This window comes from Stutzerimonas stutzeri (assembly GCF_000219605.1).
In the GTDB taxonomy this organism is placed as follows: domain Bacteria; phylum Pseudomonadota; class Gammaproteobacteria; order Pseudomonadales; family Pseudomonadaceae; genus Stutzerimonas; species Stutzerimonas stutzeri.
This window is the reverse complement of the sequence record NC_015740.1, coordinates 701,896-719,114: the sequence shown is the minus strand read 5'-3', so window position 1 is coordinate 719,114 and position 17,219 is coordinate 701,896. Positions and strand designations below refer to the sequence as shown.

Annotated in this window: 17 protein-coding genes and 1 pseudogene; 7 read left to right on the top strand and 11 right to left on the bottom strand. The window is 61.2% G+C overall.

The window, feature by feature from the left end:
- Positions 1–223: 223 nt before the first annotated feature.
- Positions 224–1,423: a tyrosine--tRNA ligase gene (gene tyrS, locus PSTAB_RS03265; RefSeq protein WP_013981706.1), complete on the bottom strand. Its 1,200-nt coding sequence runs from the start codon at positions 1,421–1,423 to the stop codon at positions 224–226.
- A 175-nt stretch (positions 1,424–1,598) separates the two neighbouring features.
- Here tyrS and PSTAB_RS03260 point away from each other — a divergent pair, with 175 nt between their 5' ends.
- Together PSTAB_RS03260 and PSTAB_RS03255 are read left to right on the top strand one after the other, a co-directional pair.
- The gene (locus PSTAB_RS03260) at positions 1,599–3,008 is read left to right on the top strand and encodes an OapA family protein (protein ID WP_013981705.1); all 1,410 of its coding nucleotides are present in this window, start codon (positions 1,599–1,601) and stop codon (positions 3,006–3,008) included.
- 2 nt (positions 3,009–3,010) lie between these two features.
- Entirely contained in the window at positions 3,011–4,102 is a 1,092-nt protein-coding gene (locus PSTAB_RS03255) for an anhydro-N-acetylmuramic acid kinase (protein ID WP_187283643.1), read from the top strand.
- A gap of 58 nt (positions 4,103–4,160) precedes the next feature.
- Here PSTAB_RS03255 and erpA read toward each other — a convergent pair whose 3' ends face one another.
- Both erpA and argC read right to left on the bottom strand, forming a co-directional pair.
- On the bottom strand, positions 4,161–4,511 hold the full coding sequence (erpA, locus tag PSTAB_RS03250) for an iron-sulfur cluster insertion protein ErpA (RefSeq protein WP_011911967.1): 351 nt from the start codon (positions 4,509–4,511) through the stop codon (positions 4,161–4,163).
- 113 nt (positions 4,512–4,624) lie between these two features.
- Positions 4,625–5,659, bottom strand: a complete 1,035-nt coding sequence (argC, locus tag PSTAB_RS03245; protein ID WP_013981704.1) for an N-acetyl-gamma-glutamyl-phosphate reductase — start codon at positions 5,657–5,659, stop codon at positions 4,625–4,627.
- A gap of 130 nt (positions 5,660–5,789) precedes the next feature.
- Between argC and hemJ the strand changes: the two genes are divergently transcribed.
- Complete coding sequence (hemJ, locus tag PSTAB_RS03240) at positions 5,790–6,218, top strand: protoporphyrinogen oxidase HemJ (protein ID WP_013981703.1); 429 nt, start codon at positions 5,790–5,792, stop codon at positions 6,216–6,218.
- Between the two features lie 131 nt (positions 6,219–6,349).
- Positions 6,350–7,303 (top strand): DUF805 domain-containing protein, encoded by a 954-nt coding sequence (locus PSTAB_RS03235; RefSeq protein WP_013981702.1) that lies wholly within the window; start codon positions 6,350–6,352, stop codon positions 7,301–7,303.
- A gap of 9 nt (positions 7,304–7,312) precedes the next feature.
- On the opposite strand, the gene PSTAB_RS03230 is transcribed toward PSTAB_RS03235, so the two are convergent.
- Positions 7,313–8,791 (bottom strand): AAA family ATPase, encoded by a 1,479-nt coding sequence (locus tag PSTAB_RS03230; RefSeq protein WP_013981701.1) that lies wholly within the window; start codon positions 8,789–8,791, stop codon positions 7,313–7,315.
- A 76-nt stretch (positions 8,792–8,867) separates the two neighbouring features.
- On the opposite strand from PSTAB_RS03230, the gene PSTAB_RS03225 reads away from it, so the two are divergent.
- A complete protein-coding gene (locus tag PSTAB_RS03225) occupies positions 8,868–9,209 on the top strand; it encodes a histidine triad nucleotide-binding protein (protein WP_013981700.1) in 342 nt (113 codons plus the stop codon).
- Positions 9,210–9,275: 66 nt separating this feature from the next.
- Positions 9,276–9,923, top strand: coding sequence for a 2-polyprenyl-3-methyl-6-methoxy-1,4-benzoquinone monooxygenase (gene coq7 / locus PSTAB_RS03220; RefSeq protein ID WP_013981699.1), 648 nt, complete (start codon positions 9,276–9,278; stop codon positions 9,921–9,923).
- Between the two features lie 365 nt (positions 9,924–10,288).
- Here coq7 and PSTAB_RS03215 read toward each other — a convergent pair whose 3' ends face one another.
- Positions 10,289–10,711: an OsmC family protein gene (locus tag PSTAB_RS03215; RefSeq protein WP_013981698.1), complete on the bottom strand. Its 423-nt coding sequence runs from the start codon at positions 10,709–10,711 to the stop codon at positions 10,289–10,291.
- 214 nt (positions 10,712–10,925) lie between these two features.
- On the opposite strand from PSTAB_RS03215, the gene crp reads away from it, so the two are divergent.
- Positions 10,926–11,576: a cAMP-activated global transcriptional regulator CRP gene (gene crp / locus PSTAB_RS03210; protein ID WP_013981697.1), complete on the top strand. Its 651-nt coding sequence runs from the start codon at positions 10,926–10,928 to the stop codon at positions 11,574–11,576.
- 45 nt (positions 11,577–11,621) lie between these two features.
- On the opposite strand, the gene trpC is transcribed toward crp, so the two are convergent.
- The 6 genes and pseudogenes from trpC to rpe form a co-directional block, all read right to left on the bottom strand.
- Entirely contained in the window at positions 11,622–12,464 is an 843-nt protein-coding gene (trpC, locus tag PSTAB_RS03205) for an indole-3-glycerol phosphate synthase TrpC (RefSeq protein ID WP_013981696.1), read from the bottom strand.
- Positions 12,461–13,507 (bottom strand): anthranilate phosphoribosyltransferase, encoded by a 1,047-nt coding sequence (gene trpD / locus PSTAB_RS03200; RefSeq protein ID WP_013981695.1) that lies wholly within the window; start codon positions 13,505–13,507, stop codon positions 12,461–12,463. The genes trpC and trpD overlap by 4 nt, the downstream gene beginning before the upstream one ends.
- On the bottom strand, positions 13,507–14,100 hold the full coding sequence (locus tag PSTAB_RS03195) for an aminodeoxychorismate/anthranilate synthase component II (RefSeq protein ID WP_013981694.1): 594 nt from the start codon (positions 14,098–14,100) through the stop codon (positions 13,507–13,509). The genes trpD and PSTAB_RS03195 overlap by 1 nt, the downstream gene beginning before the upstream one ends.
- Positions 14,101–14,102: 2 nt before the next feature.
- A complete protein-coding gene (gene trpE, locus PSTAB_RS03190; protein ID WP_013981693.1) occupies positions 14,103–15,587 on the bottom strand; it encodes an anthranilate synthase component I in 1,485 nt (494 codons plus the stop codon).
- Positions 15,588–15,657: 70 nt separating this feature from the next.
- Positions 15,658–16,468: pseudogene (locus PSTAB_RS03185) on the bottom strand (phosphoglycolate phosphatase).
- Positions 16,465–17,139, bottom strand: a complete 675-nt coding sequence (rpe, locus tag PSTAB_RS03180) for a ribulose-phosphate 3-epimerase (protein ID WP_013981691.1) — start codon at positions 17,137–17,139, stop codon at positions 16,465–16,467. The pseudogene PSTAB_RS03185 and the gene rpe overlap by 4 nt, the downstream one beginning before the upstream one ends.
- Positions 17,140–17,219: the final 80 nt, after the last annotated feature.

Below are 17,219 nucleotides of genomic sequence, written 5' to 3'. Positions count from 1 at the left end.
TCAACCACCTCTTTCAACCGCTTTCGATCAACCCGACCGAAGCCACCAACAGGACTCAACCACCGCCCTGCCAGCGCGGCGCATTCTACCCGAATCCGCCACCAGTGCAACCCTTTTATTTAGCTAACCTTTTGATTTACAAGAGGTTTTGCTTGAGGACTGCGCCGGAAGTGGTGCGCATTATAGGCACCTGAAAACTGCCGTCAACCGTTTATTTCGGTTTTTAACCCGACTTTAGCGCAACGCGAGCGAACGACTTCTTGCCTGCCTGACAGACATGCGTCGCGCCCAACTCAAACACGAAATCGCGATCCACGACCTGCCCGTCAACACGCACCCCGCCAGAGCCGAGCAGATCGCGCGCCATGGCAGCGTTCTTAACGAGCCCGGCTTTATTGAGAACAGAGGCAATAGGCATGTCCTGCTCGGAAACCAAGTCAATCTGAGGCAGGTCCTCTGGTAGCTCGCCATCCTTCATTCTATTACCTGCCGAGCGATGAGCCGTCGCAGCGGCTTCGTCACCATGGAAACGCGCAACGATTTCCTCAGCCAACTTGATCTTGATGTCGCGCGGATTGGCACCGCGCGACACGTCGGATCGAAACTCGGCAATCTCTTCCTCAGAGCGGAAGCTAAGCAGCTCGAAATACCGCCACATGAGCGAATCAGGAATCGACACCAGCTTGCTATACATCACTCCAGGCGCTTCCTGGATCCCGACGTAGTTCCCAAGGGATTTGGACATCTTCTTGATGCCATCGAGCCCTTCAAGCAACGGCATGGTCACCACGCACTGGGAAGGCTGGCCGTACGCCCGCTGCAGCTCACGCCCCATGAGCAGGTTGAATTTCTGGTCCGTCCCGCCGAGCTCGATATCAGCTTTCAGCGCCACGGAGTCATAGCCTTGAACCAGCGGATACAGGAATTCGTGAATGGCGATCGGTTGGTTGGTCGAGTAACGCTTACTGAAGTCGTCACGCTCGAGCATTCGCGCAACTGTGTACTGGGAAGCCAGGCGAATGAAGTCTGCAGGCGACAGCTGGTCCATCCAGGTTGAGTTGAATGCCACTTCGGTTCTTGCCGGATCCAGAATCTTGAACACTTGAGCCTTGTAGGTCTCGGCGTTCTCCAGCACCTGATCCCGCGTCAGCGGCGGCCTTGTGGCACTTTTGCCACTTGGGTCACCAATCATCCCGGTAAAATCACCTATAAGGAAGACTACCTGATGCCCGAGCTCCTGAAGCTGGCGCATCTTGTTGATCAGCACCGTGTGACCGAGATGAAGGTCGGGAGCCGTCGGATCGAATCCAGCCTTGACGCGCAGCGGCTCGCCTCGCTCAAGCTTGGCAACCAGCTCAGACTCGACGAGCACCTCATCAGCGCCCCTCTTGATCACCGACAACTGCTCTTGAACCGACTTCATGGCAATGCCCCGCACCATCCATTATAAAGGGCGACAACCTTACAATATCGCAGGCCGTTTACAAACCTCGAGGCCTGCACCGGCCGGCAGTTAACTAGCCGCAAGGGTTGCCTCAGCAGGGCTTTGCTTATATTTTAGACAGTTATTTCCCGCACAAAAAAATGCCAGAAGCCCAATGATGCCTTCCAAATCAAAAGCTCCGAACTACCCCAAGAGCCATCTTCTGGCTGCTAGTGGTGTAGCCGCGCTGCTGAGCCTGGCGCTGCTCGTATTCCCATCCCGTGAAGTCGAAGCGAAGAAAACCTTCCTCGACCTCAAGCTCGAGTCCTCCGGACAGATCATCGCCGAGCCTGATACCACCGCGCAAAGCCCCGCAGATTCTCCGTTCGCCTACGCTTCCGACATGCAGACATCCGAGCAGGCGAGCAGTGACGAGGACAAACCAGAAGACCAGACTGGCGAGCCTGTTGCCGAAACCGATCCTCTGGCAAAAAGCGTAGTGGTAGCCAATGGGGATACGCTATCGACCGTATTTGCCAAGGTTGGCCTGTCGCCAGCCGTCATGCATGCAGTCCTGGCGAGCAGTCCGGATGCCAAGCAGCTTTCCCGCCTGAAGATCGGTCAGACGCTCGAATTCCAGCTGACCGAGCAAGGTGAGCTCGCGAGCCTGCGAAGCAAGCTCAACAGTCTCGAAACCCTCGCGCTGGAACAAACCCCCAAGGGTTACGTATTCAAGAAAGAGCAGGTGAAGCCGGAGGTCAGTACCGTCTATGCCCGCGGCGAGATCGATAGCAGCCTGTTCCTCGCAGCCAAGCGCGCCGGCCTCAGCCACAACCTGACGATGGATCTGGCCAATGTCTTCGGATATGACATCGATTTCGCGCTCGACATCCGCAAGGGCGACAGCTTCGAGGTCATTTACGAAGAGAAGACTGTGGAAGGTCAGCGCGTAGGTACCGGCAATATCCTGGCTGCCCGCTTTACCAACCGTGGCAAGACCTATTCTGCGGTTCGTTACACCAGCAAGGATGGCACCACCAGCTACTACAACGCCGACGGCACCAGCATGCGCAAAGCGTTTATCCGTACGCCGGTGGACTTCGCCAGAATCAGCTCGCGCTTCTCCAATGGCCGCAAGCATCCCATTCTGAACAAGATTCGTGCACACAAAGGCGTGGATTACGCCGCTCCACACGGCACGCCGATCAAGAGCGCGGGAGATGGCAAGGTCCTGCTGGCAGGCCGCAAGGGGGGTTACGGCAATACCGTGATCATCCAGCACGGCCAGCGCTATCGGACCCTTTACGCGCACATGCAGGGCTTCGCCAAAGGCGTACGCAACGGTTCCACCGTGAAGCAGGGCCAGATCATCGGGTATATCGGGACCACCGGACTTTCCACCGGACCGCACCTGCATTACGAGTTCCAGGTAGACGGTGTCCACGTCGACCCACTCGGACTGAAACTGCCAATGGCCGACCCGATCGCCAAGAGCGAGATGCCACGTTTCATGCAGCAGAGCCAACCCCTGATGGCGCGCATGGATGAAGAAAGGGCCACCATGCTGGCCCTCAACCGGCAGTAATCGTGCCCCTCTATCTGGGAGTGATGTCTGGCACCAGCCTGGATGGTGTGGACCTCGCTCTTGTAGAGCAGACCGACCACACTCGCCTGCTTGCCACCCGCTACCAGGCGATGCCTGACCAGCTCCGCCAGGAGCTGTTGGCGTTGTGCTCATCCTCTGGGGATGAACTGGCGCGGGCGGCCATAGCGGAGCAGCATTGGGCGAAGCTGGTGGCCGGCATGGCCAACCAGCTACTCGCCGAGCAGCACCTCTCGCCCGAATCCGTACGCGCCATCGGCAGCCACGGCCAAACGGTGCGTCATGAACCCCAGCGCGGTTTCACCATTCAGATCGGCAATCCAGCGCTGCTGGCAGAGCTGACCGGCATCACCGTCGTCAGCGACTTCCGCCGTCGCGATGTGGCCGCTGGCGGCCAGGGCGCGCCGCTTGTGCCGGCCTTCCATGAGTCGGTTTTTGGCAGGGCTGATCGAGTGCGCGCGGTGCTCAACATCGGCGGCTTCAGTAATCTCAGTCTTCTATGTCCCGGTAAGCCCACCCATGGTTTCGACTGCGGGCCGGGCAATGCCCTCATGGATGCGTGGATTCAGCGCCACTTGAGCCAACCGTACGACCGTAACGGCGACTGGGCGGCCAGCGGCACGACAGATCAAGGCCTGCTTGGCGACATGCTGCGCGACAGCTTCTTCACGACGCGTGGGCCGAAGAGCACCGGACGCGAGCGATTCAATCTCGAATGGCTGGAAAGAATGCTGGCAGGACGCGAGCACCTGCAGCCCGAAGCAGTACAGGCAACACTGCTCGAGCTGACCGCCAGAAGCATTGCCGAATCACTTGTTGGGAGCCAACCCGGTACCCAGGACCTGCTCGTTTGCGGCGGCGGCGCGCATAACCTGGTGCTGATGCGGCGTTTACAAGCGCTACTCCCCGCCATAGATGTCAGAAGCACGGACAGCGAAGGCGTGCCGCCGGATTGGGTGGAAGCGATGGCGTTCGCCTGGCTCGCGCATTGCTGCCTGGAGCGCATTCCTGCCAACCGCCCCAGCGTGACCGGGGCAAGAGGCGAGCGCATCCTCGGCGCCATTTATCCCGCATAGCAAGCCGCGCAAACAAAAACGCCGTGCATAAGCACGGCGTTCTCGGTTCAACGATGGGTCAGATTGAAAACGACTGTCCGCAACCGCAGGTGGTCGTGGCATTCGGATTCTTGATGACAAAGCGCGAGCCTTCCAGACCTTCCTGATAGTCAACCTCAGCACCTGCCAGGTACTGATAGCTCATCGGATCCACCACGAGACTGACGCCCTCGCGCTCGATAACCGTATCGTCATCGGCCACATCCTCATCGAACGTGAAGCCATACTGGAAACCCGAGCACCCGCCACCCGTGACGAAGACGCGCAGCTTCAGGCGCGGATTGCCTTCCTCATCGACGAGGCTCTTCACCTTGCTCGCAGCCCCCTGACTGAACTGGATGGCGGTGGGCGTGAAGGATTCGACACTCATTGGGTTCTCCTGGCGTGAAACGCCCTACTGCGTTGACGTTGCATTATCGGCTTGCCTGACAAAACCGGTCAACTATTCACCATTGCCCGGTCGAGCTACGTCATGCGACTCCATCACGGCAGCAGCGCCGCATTGCCCAGCCCCATGCGCTCGTCCAGATCAAAAAGGATGTTCATGTTCTGGACGGCCTGACCAGAGGCACCCTTCACCAGATTGTCGATGACCGACAGGATCACGACCAGATCGCCACCCTGAGGGCGGTGCACAGCGATACGGCAGACGTTGGCGCCACGCACGCTACGGGTCTCAGGGTGGCTGCCCGCGGGCATGACGTCCACAAAAGGCTCATCGGCATAGCGATGCTCATACAGGCGCTGCAGATCCACCGAAGTATCCGCAACCGTAGCGTACAGTGTCGCATGGATGCCGCGAATCATCGGGGTCAGATGCGGGACGAAGGTCAGGCCAATGTCACCCTGAGCTGCCCGGCGCAGCCCTTGGCTGATTTCAGGCAGATGACGGTGCCCTTTGACGGCGTACGCCATCATGCTTTCGCCAGCCTCGGTGAACAGCGATCCGATCTTTGCGGCGCGTCCGGCACCACTGACACCGGACTTGCAGTCGGCGATCAAGCGCGACGCATCGGCCAGTCCGTTCTCCAGCAAAGGCAGAAAACCCAACTGGGTCGCGGTTGGATAGCAGCCAGGTACCGCGATCAGGCGAGCCTTCCTGATCTGATCGCGATTGACCTCCGGCAGGCCGTAAACCGCTTCGGGCAGCAGCTCGGGAGCGCCATGAGCCTGGCCGTACCACTTGGCCCACTCATCGGCATCCTGCAACCGGAAATCCGCCGACAGGTCGATCACCCGCGTTCCCGCGGCCAGCAGCTCTCCGGCCAGTGCGTGAGCAACACCATGCGGAGTAGCGAAGAACACGACATCGCAGGCGCCCAGCGTGGCTGCATCGGGCACGCTGAATGCGAGGCCATCGTAATGCCCGCGCAGGTTCGGGAACATGTCGGTGACCTTCACTCCATCCTCAGAGCGGGAGGTGATCACCACCACTTCGGCCTGCGGATGCTGAGCGAGCAGGCGCAACAATTCGACGCCCGTATAGCCTGTGCCGCCTACGATACCGACCTTGATCATGACCTGCCCTCGAACTGAAAACGTAAAGGCGCGATGATAAAGCTGCTTTGATCGCGGGCCAACCGTCGGGATGACGGGCGCGACCCCAGCCACTACTATCGACGCGTCCGCCTTCGAAGGATTCAATCCGATGCTTTACCTCTGGCTCAAAGCGCTGCACATCATCGCCATCGTTTGCTGGTTTGCCGGCTTGTTCTACCTGCCGCGCCTGTTCGTCTATCACGCGATGAGTGACGATCAACCTAGCCGGGAACGCTTCAAGATCATGGAAAGGAAGCTGTACCGCGGCATCATGCTGCCGTCGATGATCGCCACCCTGGTTTTCGGAGTATGGATGGTCATGCTCAACCCCGGATTGTTCAGCACCGGAGGATGGCTCCACGCGAAGCTGACCCTGGTGCTTCTGCTGATCGGCTATCACCACATGTGCGGTGCGCAGATGAAGCGCTTTGCACGTGACGAGAACATGCGGGGCCACGTTTTCTATCGCTGGTTCAACGAGATTCCCGTGCTCTTTCTGATCGCCATCGTCATTCTGGTGGTCATCAAGCCGTTCTGAAAGCTCCGATCAAAGCCGGCCCGGCGGCCGGCTTTGTGGCATACAGCTCGAAGTCTTGGCTGAACCGTGTTGTTTCCGCTGTGCAAGCTCTCTACTCTTGCCCCACCACCCATCTGTGACACGGACGCCACATGCAAGAAGCTCAATTCAGGATTGTCTTCAACGGCGAATTGATGCCAGACATGCCTCTCGAGGCAGTGAAGACCAATCTCGCAGCGCTATTCAAGACCGACCTCGGCAAGGTGGAACGCCTGTTCAGTGGCGAGGCTGCCATCATCAAGAGCAAGCTCAGCAGCAATGAGGCCGACAAGTACCTCGGCGCGCTGCACCGGGCGGGGGCCAGGGCATACAAGGAGCCCGAGCGCATGGCACCCTCGTTGAGTCTGGTCCAGACCGAGGAAGAGCTGGCTGCTGCACGCGTTCATGAGCCCAGCGCCGCTCCGATGACCTGCCCCAAATGCGGCCACGTGCAAAGCCAATCCAGCGAATGCAGCGCCTGCGGCATCATCATCGACAAGTACCTCGCACGCCAGGCCCAGCTGCGCGAGGAGACCAAGCCTCGCAGCGCAAGTGCAGGGCCTTCCCCGTACGCGCCTCCCTCGTCCCTCGTAGGCGAGGTCATGCCGATGCACGGGGAACTCAAGCCCTTCTCCGTCAGCGGACGGATCGGTCGACTTCGCTATCTGGCCTGGTCACTGGTCGTCGTGCTCGCGTCAGCGGGGCTGTTCGGCATCGCCGGAATTATCATGGCCATCTCCAGCATTGCCGGCGTGATCTGCATGGGCCTGATCTTCATCGGCATGCTGGTGGTCAACGTACAGATCGGCGTGCAGCGCCTGCACGATTTTGGTTGGTCTGGCTGGCTGCTCCTGCTGAACCTGGTGCCAGTCGTCGGCACGATCTTCCCCTTCGTCATGATGCTCGTGCCGGGAAGCAAAGACGTCAATCGATACGGCTCGCCGCCGCCCCCCAACAGCCTGTCGGTAAAGATACTCGCGACCCTCTGGCTGGTGGTCATCCTGATTGGCGTCGCGGCAGCATTGACCGTCCCGACGCTGGTCGATCTGCGCCAGAGTGCCTTCTGAGGTCAGCAGTCAATCAGCACGCACCGTACGACCCTGCGCCCAGGCGCGCAGGGCCGATAGATGCTCGGACATGACCACCGACAGTGGCGCGGTCGCTCGCAGGCTTTCGAGCAGCATCGCCTGATCGACCGGTCTTTGCTGGGCTTGGGCGGCATAGACGGCGCTGACCACCACCTGCTCGATTTCCGCACCAGAGAATCCTTCACTGGCCTCGGCTAGCGCCATGAGCCCGAGACCGTCCGGCTCCATTTCACGGCGAGCAAGGTGAATTCGGAAGATCTCCGCGCGCGTCGCCAGGTCGGGCAGGTCGACGAAGAACAGCTCGTCAAAGCGCCCTTTGCGCAGCAACTCAGGCGGCAGCCGATCGATCGCGTTCGCCGTGGCCACCATGAACACCGGGGCGGTGCGCTCAGCCATCCAGGTCAGCAACGTCCCCAATACCCGCTGGCTGACACCGCCGTCCATGTCGCCGGTTGCCAGGCCTTTCTCGATCTCGTCCATCCACAGCACACAAGGCGCCATCTGTTCGGCCAGTGCCAGAGCCTCCCGCAGATTGCGCTCGGTTTCGCCGAAGTACTTGTTGTACAGGCACGCGAAGTCAAGGCGCAGCAGGGGCAGCCCCCATAAACCGGCAACCGCCTTCGCAGCGAGGCTCTTGCCGCCACCCTGGACCCCGACCAGCATCACTCCGCGTGGCAGGTCGTCACCCTGACCGCCGAGGAATGCGCCCTGACGCTCAGCCAGCCAGCGCTTGAAATTCGCCAGCCCTCCGACTTCCGCAAAGCGCGCGGTTTCGTATTCGAAGCCCAGCACGCCGTCGAGATCCAGCAGCCGGAACTTGGCCCGGTTGAGGTCGGGCAGGTCATCTTGCGTGATGGCGCCGTCATCGCAGATGACATTGCGCGCGAGGGCTCGCGCCTCGGCGTGGCTTAGGCCGCGCAGATTCTTCACGACCTGCTGCAGGGTCCGATTGTCGGTGCGAACCCTCGCCCCTCGATTGCGCTCGCTCCAGCGAGTGGCTTCCTCACGAACGATCGCGATCAGCTCCTCTTCGGCAGGCAACGACAGGCTGAATCGTGCAGCGAGGCGTTGCACCTCGGGCGGCAGCTTGAGCGCATGCGACACCAGGACGATGGTGGGCGCCATGGGCGCTTCGCTCAGTGCAATATCCTTGAGCAAGCGCACCAGCTTTGGCTCGTCCAGGTATGGATGCAGGTCGCAGAACACATAGAGGTTCGCCCGAACGTCCTGCTTCACCCGCTTGAGCGCCACCTCCGGCGAGCAGCTTTCCTCGCCGCCTTGCAGCTCACCCCCGAAACCCAGATGCCGCAGCCCTTCGGTAGCAGACCAGACGTAAAAACCCAAGCCTTGCCGTACGGCCAGCCCCGTCAGGGTTTCGAGCACCCGCCGCTCGTCCCACGACTCGACCAGCACGAGTTTGACGCGCGATTCGAGCACAAGGCCCAGATCATGGATATCGTTCTTCACCTCACCTCCCTGTGCAGGCTCACCCTGGCTGGATCGCCCTGATACACTGTACGGCCGACGCAATCGGAGAACCGTCATGGATTGCCTGTTTTGCAAGATCGTGGCCGGGGAAATCCCGGCGCGCAAGCTTTATGAGGACGATCAGGTCATTGCCTTCCACGACATTGGCGCTCCGGCTCCCGTCCACTTTCTGGTCATTCCGAAAAAGCACATTGCCACGCTGCATGATTTGAGCGAGAAGGACGACAAGGTGCTCGCCGGGCACATCCTCTTCACGGCGCAGCGCCTGGCCGAAGAACAGGGCTGCCAGGATGGCTTTCGAGTCGTAATGAACTGCAACGACCTTGGCGGGCAGACGGTCTATCACATTCATATGCACGTACTCGGACAACGCCAGATGCACTGGCCGCCCGGCTGACGGCAGCGCAATCCCCGCACCGCGAATGATGCCTTGCTAGCGACCTCATCTTTTTCCGGAGGACATATGCCCAGCCAACGCCACTACTCCCCTGCCGACCGACTGCTCATGCAGGCCGATGCGGCATTACGGACGCTGCTCCCGTTCAGCGGTCAACCCTCGCGCCCTTCGCCGGCACTGCTGAAGACCGAGACGGAGCTCAGCGAGAGTGAAACCCGCCATGTTGCCGGGTTGATGCGCATCAACCACACCGGTGAAGTCTGCGCCCAGGCGCTTTACCAGGGGCAGGCACTGACGGCGCGCCTGCCGCGGGTGCGCCAGGCGATGGAGCAGGCTGCGGATGAGGAGATCGATCATCTGGCCTGGTGTGAGCAGCGCATCCGCCAGCTGGGCAGCCACACCAGTGTGCTCAACCCGATTTTCTATGGCCTTTCCTTCGGCATCGGGGCCTCGGCCGGGTTGATCAGCGACCGCATCAGTCTCGGCTTTGTCGCGGCGACCGAAGACCAGGTCTGCAAGCACCTGGACGATCACCTCGGCCAGTTGCCAGCCGGGGATGAGAAATCCCGATCCATTCTCGAGCAGATGCGCGAGGACGAAGCACAGCATTCCACGGCGGCGATCGAAGCCGGTGGGCTGCGCTTCCCGGCACCCGTCAAGTTCGGCATGAGCCTGGTTTCCAAAGTCATGACCAAGGCCACCTACCGCATCTGAATAGGCGAGCGGGCACAAGAAAGGGCGCAGCGGCGCCCTTTCTTGTTTATGTCGAACCTCTGATACGCCGGGCATGTATCCGCGAAGACACAATTGAATTCATGCTCGATGCGATGTGTTCGTTCCCTCGATCCGAATGAACGCGCAAAAAGCCGAAGGTGACGATGTTCGATCGAATCTTCGATCAGCAAAGAGTGCCTTCAGCGGCGAGATCATGGCAATGTCGAGATATTTGCACTTGTGATCGATCACATCGCTAAGAATCTGGTGAGCCATTCGGCGTCGTACGCGTCGTCCATGCGTTGTACATACGCCAGTTAATCTTGGTCAGGTTATCGAGCCTGGCCGGACCTGCACGGCCACGATCAGTCCAGTTCGACGATTTCGTAAGCGTGGGTGATCTCGACGCCAGCTCTACCGAGCATGATGGAAGCGGAGCAGTACTTCTCGGCCGACAGCTCGACGGCGCGCTTGACCTGAGCCTCCTTCAGCCCGCGGCCCTTGACGACGAAACGCAGGTGGATACGAGTAAATACCTTGGGGTCTTCCGAAGCGCGTTCGGCCTCTACGAAGGCTTCGCAGCTATCGACCGCCTGTCGCGACTTTTTCAGGATGCTGACCACGTCGAAATTGCTGCAGCCACCCAGGCCGAGCAGCAGCATCTCCATGGGCCGTACACCGAGGTTTCGCCCACCGTTCTCGGGTGGCCCGTCCATGACAACGACATGACCGCTTCCGGACTCACCCAGGAACATTGCGCCATCGACCCATTGAATGCGCGCTTTCATCGCCAACTCCATAAAGACCAGAACAAATAGCTTAACATGGGTCGTCTTGTCGCCAGCGACGATACACACGACTAAAGGTGCGTTGACCCGCACGTTTCCGGTGTCGCAACTTTGCTCTCGGACTACCTTCGTCGTTAAGCTGACGAAAGCTGAATCATAGTCACAAATAACAATAACCAATCAGTCTTTCAAATACTTATCCGGACCCCACAGCATGGTAGCTATCTCGCTCACGCCCAAGATCAAGATCAAGAATATCGACAAGTTGCTCGCGCACTGCCATAGACGGCGGTACACGGCAAAAAGCACGATCATTTACGCTGGCGACCGTTGCGAGTCGCTTTTTTTCATCGTCAAAGGCTCGGTCACCATCCTTATCGAGGATGATGACGGCCGCGAGATGATCATCGCTTACCTGAACGCGGGCGACTTTTTCGGAGAGATGGGGCTTTTCGAAAAGGAAGGTTCGGACAAGGAACGTAGCGCCTGGGTCCGCGCAAAGACCGAGTGCGAAGTGGCCGAGCTGAGTTACGCGAAATTCCGCGAGCTGACCCAGCAGGATCCGGACATCCTCTACGCCCTCGGCAGTCAGATGGCCGAGCGTCTGCGCAACACCACACGCAAGGTCGGCGACCTGGCCTTCCTCGACGTTACCGGCCGTGTCGCGCGCACCTTGCTCGACCTGTGCAAGCAGCCCGACGCCATGACTCATCCGGACGGCATGCAGATCAAGATCACCCGCCAGGAAATCGGCCGTATCGTCGGTTGCTCCCGCGAGATGGTCGGTCGGGTGCTCAAGAGCCTGGAAGCCCAGGGTCTCGTCTATGTCAAAGGCAAGACCATGGTGGTATTCGGCACTCGCTGATCCTTCAGACCGCTACCTGCCAGCGCGCAATGCGCGGGCAGGCGGTCACTCCGGATCGGCAGCGACAGGGGCCGCACGGCCGCGCGAACGATCAGGGTAGAACAGGCGCTGCAGCTCTACGCCAGGTTGCTCGGCGCGCATGAACGCTTCGCCCACCAGGAATGCATACACCTGGTTTATCTCCATCAGCTCGACATCGGCACGATTGAAGATCCCGCTCTCGGTCACCACCAGACGATCCTTTGGAATCCGCGGCAGCAGATCCAGCGTGGTTTCCAGATTGACCTCGAAGGTATGCAGGTTGCGGTTGTTGATGCCCACCAGCGGCGTTTCCAGACGCAGCGCACGTTCGAGTTCGGCAGCGTCGTGCACCTCTACCAGCACGTCCAGCCCCTGCTGCTTGGCCACCGCGGCCAGCTCGTGCATACGCACATCGTCCAGTGCCGCGACGATCAGCAGAATGCAGTCGGCGCCAAGCGCTCGCGCTTCGACCACCTGATACGGGTCGATCATGAAATCCTTGCGGATAACCGGCAGCGAGCAAGCCGCCCGCGCCTGCTGCAGATATTCATCGGCGCCCTGAAAGAAATCGATGTCGGTCAACACCGACAGGCAAGCAGCGCCCCCGGTCTCGTAGCTGGCGGCAATTTCGGCGGGCAGGAAGGGATCGCGAATGACCCCTTTGCTCGGCGATGCCTTCTTCACCTCAGCGATAACCGCAGGCTCCTTGCTGCGCACCCGGCGCTCAAGCGCGGCAGCGAAGCCACGCACCGGTTCGGCAGCTGCGGCACGCTGCTCCAGCTCACCCAGCCCGACCTGGCGACTGCGCTGCGCAACCTCCTCGAACTTGCGGGCGATGATCTTCTCCAGAACGGTCGGCACGCTCACTTTTGATTCTCCTGCTTGAATACCGCGGTGAAGGACACCAGCTCCTCCAGCTTGTCACGCGCCAACCCGGTGCTGAGGGCATCATGCGCCATCTCGACACCCTGCTTCAGGCTGCTCGCCAGATCGGCTGCGTAAAGCGCAGCGCCAGCGTTGAGCACGATCATGTCGGCAGCCTTCTGCCCGTTCTCGCTCTGCCGACGCCCCAGCGCATCGCGGATCAAGGCCAGCGAACCCTGTGCATCCTCGACGTTCAGACCGATCAGGCTCTGACTCTTGATCCCGAAGTCTTCGGGCTGAATGCTGTATTCACGGATCTCACCATCCTTCAGCTCGGCAACATGCGTTGGCGCGGCCAGACTGATCTCGTCCAGCCCGTCCTGCGCATGCACCACCAGCACATGCTTGCTGCCCAGACGCGCCAGCACTTCGGCCATCGGCCGGCACAATGCCTTGCTGAACACGCCAAGCACCTGATGGCAGACGCCGGCCGGGTTGGCCATGGGGCCGAGGATATTGAACAGCGTCCGCAGGCCGAGTTCGCGGCGCGGGCCGGCCGCATGCTTCATGGCGCCATGATGGGCCGGGGCGAACATGAAGCCGACGCCGACCGTATCGACACTGCGCGCCACCTGCTCGGGCGTCAGGTCGAGGAAGACCCCGGCCGCCTCGAGCAGATCGGCGCTGCCGCTCTTGCCGGATACTGCGCGGTTACCGTGCTTGGCGACCTTGCCGCCAGCGGCCGCAACGACGAACGAGGCGGCAGTGGACACGTTGAAGATATTCATGCCGTCGCCACCGGTGCCACAGGTGTCGACAAGCTTGTCGGTGTCGAAACGCACCGGGGCAGCAAGCTCACGCATGACCTGCACCGCGCCGACGATCTCGTCGATGGTTTCGCTCTTCATGCGCATGCCCATGAGGAACGCACCGACCTGCGCATCAGTGCATTGACCGGTCATGATCTGACGCATCACCGCCTGCATCTCTTCGGTGGTCAGGTCCAGCTGACCGACGATGCGGTTGAGGGCTTCCTTGATATCCATCAGCGCACGCCTCCGGTCTGCTTCAGAAAATTCGCGAACAGCTCATGGCCCTGTTCGGTGAGGATCGATTCGGGGTGGAACTGCACACCCTCTATATTCAGCGTTTTGTGCCGCAAGCCCATGATCTCGTCGGCCGAGCCATCGTCCAGCTGGGTCCAGGCGGTGATTTCCAGGGAGTCGGGCAACGTCTCGCGCTTGACCACCAGCGAGTGGTACCGGGTGACGGTCAGCGGATTATTGAGCCCGGCGAACACACCCTGGTCATGGTGAAACACCGGGCTGGTCTTGCCGTGCATGGCCTGCCGAGCACGTACCACATCGCCACCGAAGGCCTGACCGATGCTCTGGTGGCCGAGGCAAACGCCGAGAATGGGCAACTTGCCGGCGAAATGACGAATCAGCTCCAGCGACACGCCGGCCTCGTTCGGCGTGCACGGGCCCGGCGAGACGACGATGCGCTCCGGATTCAGCGCTTCGATCTCGGCCACGCTCAGCTCGTCGTTGCGCACCACCTTGACGTCGGCACCAAGCTCGCCGAGGTACTGCACGACGTTGTAGGTAAAGGAATCGTAGTTATCGATCATCAGCAGCATGATCAGTTCTCCTGCTGGTCGCGTTCGGCCAGGGCCACCGCGCGGAACATGGCGCGGCGCTTGTTCAGCGTCTCTTCCCACTCGAGCGCAGGCTGCGAATCGGCAACGATGCCGGCGCCGGCCTGCACGTGCAGTTCGCCGTCCTTGATCACCGCGGTACGAATTGCGATGGCGGTGTCCATGTTGCCGTTCCAGGCCAGATAGCCGACCGCGCCACCGTAGACACCACGCTTGACCGGCTCCAGCTCGTCGATGATTTCCATCGCGCGGATCTTTGGTGCCCCAGAGAGCGTGCCGGCCGGCAGGATCGCGCGCAGCGCGTCCATCGCCGTCAATGGCGCCTTGAGCTGACCGGTGACGTTGGACACGATGTGCATGACATTCGAATAGCGCTCGATGACCATCTTCTCGGTCAGGCGCACGGTGCCGGTCTCGGCGACACGACCGACATCGTTGCGGCCCAGGTCGATCAGCATCAGGTGTTCGGCGAGCTCCTTGGCATCGCTGAGCAGGTCCTGCTCCAACGCCAGATCAGCCTCTTCGTTGGCACCGCGCGGACGCGTGCCGGCGATGGGGCGGACCGTGACCAGGCCTTCCTCGACCCGCACCAGCACTTCCGGCGACGACCCCACCACGTGGAAGTCGCCGAAATTGAAGAAGTACATGTAGGGCGTCGGATTGAAACAGCGCAGCGCGCGGTACAGATCGATCGGTGCGGCCTGGAACGGGATCGACATGCGCTGGGAAATCACCACCTGCATGCAGTCGCCAGCCAGGATGTAGTCCTTGATGCGGTTGACGGCCTGCTCGTAGTCCTCGCGGCTGAAGCTGGAGCGAAAGGTCGGCTCGGCGCCGTTGCTCTTTTCGAAATCCAGGCCCAGGCGCGGCGTGATCGACTGGCGCAGCTTTGCCCGCAGCGATTGCAAGCGAGCCTGGCCCGCCTCGTAGGCGTCCGGCTGCGACGGGTCGACCAGCACGATGCAGTGCAGCTTGCCAGCGAGGTTGTCGAACACCACCACGGCGTCGGACACCATCAGCAGGATATCCGGCGTGCCCAACGGATCGGGATTGGGGCAGTTACCCAGTTTGCGTTCGACATAACGCACGCTGTCGTAGCCAAAGTAGCCCACCAGGCCGCCATTGAAGCGCGGCAGGCCCTCCACCGGCGCGACGCGGTAGCGCTGCTGGAAGGACTCGACGAACGCCAGCGGATCTTCGACCTCACAGGTTTCGGTCTCGACGCCATCGGTAGTTATGCTGATGCGGTGATCCTGCACGCGCATTACAGTGCGGCAAGGCAGACCGATGATCGAATAGCGCCCCCACTTCTCGCCGCCCTGGACGGACTCGAGCAGGTAGGAATTCGGCGCATCGGCCAGTTTCAGGTATAGCGACAACGGGGTGTCGAAGTCGGCGAGGGTCTCGAACGACAGGGGAATGCGGTTATGGCCTTCGGCGGCCAAACGCAGGAATTCTTCGCGGGTCATGTCAGCCTCGTGGTCTGAGGAGGGTTCGAACGAACAACGGCAAACGCGCCGGCCTGGCCGGCAGGAAAAGTCAGGCGCGCCAGCGCCAACGGGCCAGGGCCTTGATGACTTTCATCCATTGTCTGCGGGTGAGCACCACGAGCGGATCTCTTCGGGGGGTCAAAAAGAGTCCGGCCACACTAGCGCAGCCCCGGAGCCGAAGCAACCAGCTCGCGCAGGTTGTCGAGCACCAGCGCTGGCTGCTCATTCGCGATGGGCTCGCCGTGGTTGTAGCCATAAGTGAGCGCGACACAGGGGACCGCCGCCGCCTTCGCAGCCCGCACGTCATTGCGCGAATCCCCCACGAACAGCGATTCGCGGGGCGCAACGCCCGCCTTGTCCATCACCCAGAACAGCGCCGCCGGATCGGGCTTCTGCTGCGGCAAGGTATCGCCACCGACCAGCCACTGGAAGTAACCGGCCAGCCCCTTCTCCTCCAGCAGCGGTTCGATGAACTGCGCCGGCTTGTTGGTGATGATCGCGAGCTTCACCTCGCGCTCGCGCAGCCAATCCAGGCATTCGCGAACGCCCGGATAGACGGTGGTTAGCTCATGGCCGCCGGAGTATGCCTGCATGAACAGCGCCAGCGCCTCGTCAGCCAGCTCGTCGGCCACACCGTCATGGTCCAGCTGCCCGGCCAAGGCGCGACGCACCAGCACGCGCGAGCCGTTGCCGACCCAGTCGCGTACCCGCTCGATGCCGGCGGGCTCGCGACCGAGCAGCATCAGCATCTTGTCCACCGCGGCGGCCAGGTCCGGTACCGAGTCCATCAGGGTGCCGTCCAGATCGAACATCACCAGCCGTGGCAGCGTGCCGTCGAACAGTTGCTCCAGGCGAGTCATGGGCGGGCCAGCGCCAGCTCGGCGCGCATCTGGTCGATCACCGCCTTGTAGTCCGGTTGGTTGAAGATGGCCGAGCCGGCGACGAAGGTGTCCGCGCCTGCTGCGGCGATCTCGCGGATGTTCTTCGGATTGACGCCGCCATCGATCTCCAGGCGAATCTCGCGGCCGCTGGCGTCGATCAGGGCGCGCGCCTCGCGCAGCTTGTCCAGCGTGCCGGGAATGAACTTCTGCCCGCCGAAGCCAGGGTTGACGCTCATCAGCAGGACCATGTCGACCTTGTCCATGACGTACTTGAGCACGTCTAACGGCGTTGCCGGATTGAACACCAGACCGGCCTTGGCGCCGCCGTCCTTGATCAGCTGCAGCGAACGGTCGATGTGCTCCGAGGCTTCCGGGTGGAAGGTGATGTAAGTAGCGCCGGCCTCGAGGAAGTCGCCGATCATGCGATCCACCGGCTTGACCATCAGGTGCACGTCGATGGGCGCGGTGACGCCATGCTTGCGCAGCGCCGAGCAGACCATCGGGCCGATGGTCAGGTTGGGCACGTAGTGGTTGTCCATCACGTCGAAATGGACGATGTCGGCGCCGGCGGCCAGCACGTTGTCCACTTCCTCGCCCAGGCGGGCGAAATTGGCGGAAAGAATCGAAGGGGCGATGGCGAACGGCTGCATGACGACCTCGGGTAGCACGGCAAGATGCCGCGCATTGTACCCGAGGGGTCAGGGTTGCGGCGCGCCTGACATCCGCCACG

What these genes read in the sequence shown, in the direction of transcription:
- tyrS (WP_013981706.1), bottom strand. Translation starts at nt 1,423, where the DNA reads ATGAAGTCGGTTCAAGAGCAGTTGTCGGTGATCAAGAGGGGCGCTGAT.
- PSTAB_RS03260 (WP_013981705.1), top strand. Translation starts at nt 1,599, where the DNA reads ATGATGCCTTCCAAATCAAAAGCTCCGAACTACCCCAAGAGCCATCTT.
- erpA (WP_011911967.1), bottom strand. Translation starts at nt 4,511, where the DNA reads ATGAGTGTCGAATCCTTCACGCCCACCGCCATCCAGTTCAGTCAGGGG.
- argC (WP_013981704.1), bottom strand. Translation starts at nt 5,659, where the DNA reads ATGATCAAGGTCGGTATCGTAGGCGGCACAGGCTATACGGGCGTCGAA.
- hemJ (WP_013981703.1), top strand. Translation starts at nt 5,790, where the DNA reads ATGCTTTACCTCTGGCTCAAAGCGCTGCACATCATCGCCATCGTTTGC.
- PSTAB_RS03235 (WP_013981702.1), top strand. Translation starts at nt 6,350, where the DNA reads ATGCAAGAAGCTCAATTCAGGATTGTCTTCAACGGCGAATTGATGCCA.
- PSTAB_RS03225 (WP_013981700.1), top strand. Translation starts at nt 8,868, where the DNA reads ATGGATTGCCTGTTTTGCAAGATCGTGGCCGGGGAAATCCCGGCGCGC.
- coq7 (WP_013981699.1), top strand. Translation starts at nt 9,276, where the DNA reads ATGCCCAGCCAACGCCACTACTCCCCTGCCGACCGACTGCTCATGCAG.
- PSTAB_RS03215 (WP_013981698.1), bottom strand. Translation starts at nt 10,711, where the DNA reads ATGAAAGCGCGCATTCAATGGGTCGATGGCGCAATGTTCCTGGGTGAG.
- crp (WP_013981697.1), top strand. Translation starts at nt 10,926, where the DNA reads ATGGTAGCTATCTCGCTCACGCCCAAGATCAAGATCAAGAATATCGAC.
- trpD (WP_013981695.1), bottom strand. Translation starts at nt 13,507, where the DNA reads ATGGATATCAAGGAAGCCCTCAACCGCATCGTCGGTCAGCTGGACCTG.
- PSTAB_RS03195 (WP_013981694.1), bottom strand. Translation starts at nt 14,100, where the DNA reads ATGCTGCTGATGATCGATAACTACGATTCCTTTACCTACAACGTCGTG.
- trpE (WP_013981693.1), bottom strand. Translation starts at nt 15,587, where the DNA reads ATGACCCGCGAAGAATTCCTGCGTTTGGCCGCCGAAGGCCATAACCGC.
- rpe (WP_013981691.1), bottom strand. Translation starts at nt 17,139, where the DNA reads ATGCAGCCGTTCGCCATCGCCCCTTCGATTCTTTCCGCCAATTTCGCC.